The sequence below is a fragment of the Streptomyces sp. MK37H genome, assembly GCF_018035285.1.
In the GTDB taxonomy this organism is placed as follows: Bacteria; Actinomycetota; Actinomycetes; order Streptomycetales; family Streptomycetaceae; genus Streptomyces; species Streptomyces endocoffeicus.
In genome coordinates, this window is sequence record NZ_JAAAYH010000694.1 from 1 (window position 1) to 3,008 (window position 3,008).

At 70.8% G+C, this 3,008-nt stretch carries 3 protein-coding genes; all 3 read right to left on the reverse strand.

Annotated features, from left to right (window positions below; all coding sequences use genetic code 11):
• Positions 1-323: 323 nt before the first annotated feature.
• On the reverse strand, positions 324-1,682 hold the full coding sequence (glmM, locus tag GWI24_RS42820; RefSeq protein ID WP_210951420.1) for a phosphoglucosamine mutase: 1,359 nt from the start codon (positions 1,680-1,682) through the stop codon (positions 324-326).
• Between the two features lie 141 nt (positions 1,683-1,823).
• Positions 1,824-2,339, reverse strand: coding sequence for a 30S ribosomal protein S9 (gene rpsI / locus GWI24_RS42825; RefSeq protein WP_210951421.1), 516 nt, complete (start codon positions 2,337-2,339; stop codon positions 1,824-1,826).
• Between the two features lie 41 nt (positions 2,340-2,380).
• Positions 2,381-2,824, reverse strand: a complete 444-nt coding sequence (gene rplM, locus GWI24_RS42830; RefSeq protein ID WP_020869230.1) for a 50S ribosomal protein L13 — start codon at positions 2,822-2,824, stop codon at positions 2,381-2,383.
• Positions 2,825-3,008: the final 184 nt, after the last annotated feature.

The following is a 3,008-nucleotide window of genomic DNA, read 5'->3' on the forward strand; positions in this document are numbered from 1 at the left end:
AACGCCGGAGGGGCTGGAGTGGCCCTCAAACCCCGCAGGGGCTGGAGTAGCCCCTCAGGCTGGGGTAGCCCCTCAAACCCCGCAGGACTGGGGTAGCCCCTCAAACCCCGCAGGGCTGGGGTGGCCGACGGCGACCCCGCCCGGACCACCAGGCAGAGCGGCGGAAGCCGGCTGCGGTTCGGACGGCGTCCCGAAGGGGCGCGGGGCTGTGTCGATGTGCGGCTCCGCCGCGACTGTGTCGATATGCGGCTCCGCCGCGTGGGACCAGCCACGACGGCGCCGCAGACGATCGACGGCAGGCCAGGGCAGGTCCAGCGGAGCGCTCAGCCCAGGGCCGACTTCACGGCGTCCGCCAGGCGGCCGGCGACCGAGCGGGCCTGCTCGATGTCGGCGGCCTCGACCATGACCCGCACCAGCGGCTCCGTGCCCGAGGGGCGGAGCAGCACCCGGCCGGTCTCGCCCAGCTCGCGCTCGGCCTCGGCGACGGCCGCGGCCACATCCGCACTGGAGGCGACGCGGGACTTGTCCACGTCGGGGACGTTGACCAGCACCTGCGGCAGTCGCTCCATGACCCCCGCGAGGTCGGCCAGGGTGCGGCCGGTCGCGGCGACGCGGGCCGCCAGCAGCAGGCCGGTGAGGGTACCGTCACCCGTCGTGGCGTGGTCGAGGACGATCACGTGCCCGGACTGCTCACCGCCCAGGGCGTAGCCGTGGGACTTCATCTCCTCCAGCACATAGCGGTCCCCGACCGCCGTCTGGACCAGCTCGACGCCCTCCCGCTTCATGGCCAGCTTGAAGCCGAGGTTGGACATCACGGTGCCGACCACCGTGTCCCCGCGCAGCCCGCCCGACTCGCGCATGGCCAGGGCCAGGACGGCGAGGATCTGGTCGCCGTCGACCTCGCGGCCCGTCGCGTCCACCGCGAGACAGCGGTCGGCGTCCCCGTCGTGGGCGATGCCGAGGTCCGCCCGGTGCTCCACGACGGCGGCCTGGAGGCGGGCGAGGTGGGTGGAGCCGTAGCCGTCGTTGATGTTGAGCCCGTCCGGGTCGGTGCCGATCGTCACGACCTCGGCCCCGGCCCGCGCGAACGCCTCCGGAGAGACCCGGGCGGCGGCACCGTGCGCCCCGTCGATGACGGCCTTGAGGCCGTCGAGCCGGTTGGGGAGGACGCCGACCAGATGGGCCACATAGGCGTCGAAGCCCTCGTCGTAGTCCCGGACCCGGCCCACCCCGGCGCCCGTCGGCCGGTCCCACGGCTCACCGGAGGCGTGGGCGTGGTACGTGGTCTCGATGCGGTCCTCCAGCTCGTCGGCCAGCTTGTGGCCGCCGCGGGCGAAGAACTTGATCCCGTTGTCGGGCATCGGGTTGTGGCTCGCGGAGAGCATCACCCCGAGGTCCGCGTCCAGCGCCCCGGTCAGATGCGCGACGGCCGGCGTGGGCAGCACGCCGACCCGCAGTACGTCCACCCCGGCACTGGCCAGCCCCGCCACCACGGCCGCCTCCAGGAACTCCCCGGACGCTCGCGGATCCCGCCCGACCACCGCCACCGGCCGATGGCCCTCGAAGGTTCCCGCCTCGGCGAGCACATGCGCCGCCGCTACCGACAGGCCGAGCGCCATCTCAGCCGTCAGATCGGCGTTCGCGACGCCGCGCACACCATCCGTACCGAAGAGTCGTCCCACTGGTGTCCTCCGAAGTTACGAGCTGGGGGGGCTGAAGCTTGCTTGTAGGTATACGCCCCCCGGTGGCGATAGCCGAACGCCCCGGAGGCACAGGTGGTGCCGCCGGGGCGTTCGGGTGAAGCAGCGGTGCCGCGATGGGCGTCAGCGCTTGCTGTACTGCGGCGCCTTGCGGGCCTTCTTCAGACCGGCCTTCTTACGCTCGGTGGCGCGGTCGTCACGGGTCAGGAAGCCGGCCTTCTTGAGGGGGCCGCGGTTGTTGTCCACGTCCGCCTCGTTCAGCGCCCGGGCGATGCCCAGACGCAGCGCCCCGGCCTGGCCGGAGACGCCGCCGCCGGAGATGCGGGCGATGACGTCGTAGCGGTCGTCCAGCTCGAGCACCTTGAAGGGCTCGTTGACTTCCTGCTGGTGGACCTTGTTGGGGAAGTACTCCTCAAGAGTACGCCCGTTGATCTTCCACTGCCCGCTGCCCGGCACGATGCGGACACGCGCCACGGCGTTCTTGCGGCGCCCGGTGCCGGCGGCAGGCTGCGGGTCACCGAAGCGGGAAGCGAGCGACTCGGAGGTGTACTCCGACTCGACCGTCTCGACGCTCTCGGTGGTGTACTCCTCGACATCGAGGGGGGTCTCGGCGGTGGTCTCGGCGGTGGTCTCGGCCACGATGCTCCTCAGATTCTCTTCGTCGTAAGGGGTGGCCGGGACTACTGCGCGACCTGGGTGATCTCGAACGGAACCGGCTGCTGAGCGGCGTGCGGGTGCTGGTCGCCCGAGTACACCTTCAGCTTCGAGAGCATCTGACGGCCCAGGGTGTTCTTGGGGAGCATGCCCTTGATGGCCTTCTCGACGGCCTTCTCCGGGTTCTTCTCCAGCAGCTCGTCGTAGCGGATGGAGCGCAGACCACCCGGGTAGCCGGAGTGGCGGTACGCCATCTTCTGGGTCCGCTTGTTGCCGGAGAGGTGCACCTTGTCGGCGTTGATGATGATGACGAAGTCACCAGCGTCGACATGCGGCGCGTACACCGGCTTGTGCTTGCCCCGCAAAAGGGTGGCGGCCTGGGTGGCCAGACGGCCCAGAACCACGTCGGTGGCGTCGATGACATGCCACTGACGCTGAACGTCGCCGGGCTTGGGGCTGTACGTACGCACGGTCGTAGCCTTCGCTTCTTCAGTGAGTGGAGTCTCCCCGGGCCCGCGAGGGCCGGGAGGACAGGTCCGGACAAGGCCACCCGGACGATCACGACAGCCGTGGCCGCACCTCGGTGACGCATGCCGAGTGCTTGCCGCTGGTCATCGGCCCGGTGGACCGGCGTAACGGCCTCTCACGTGAGAA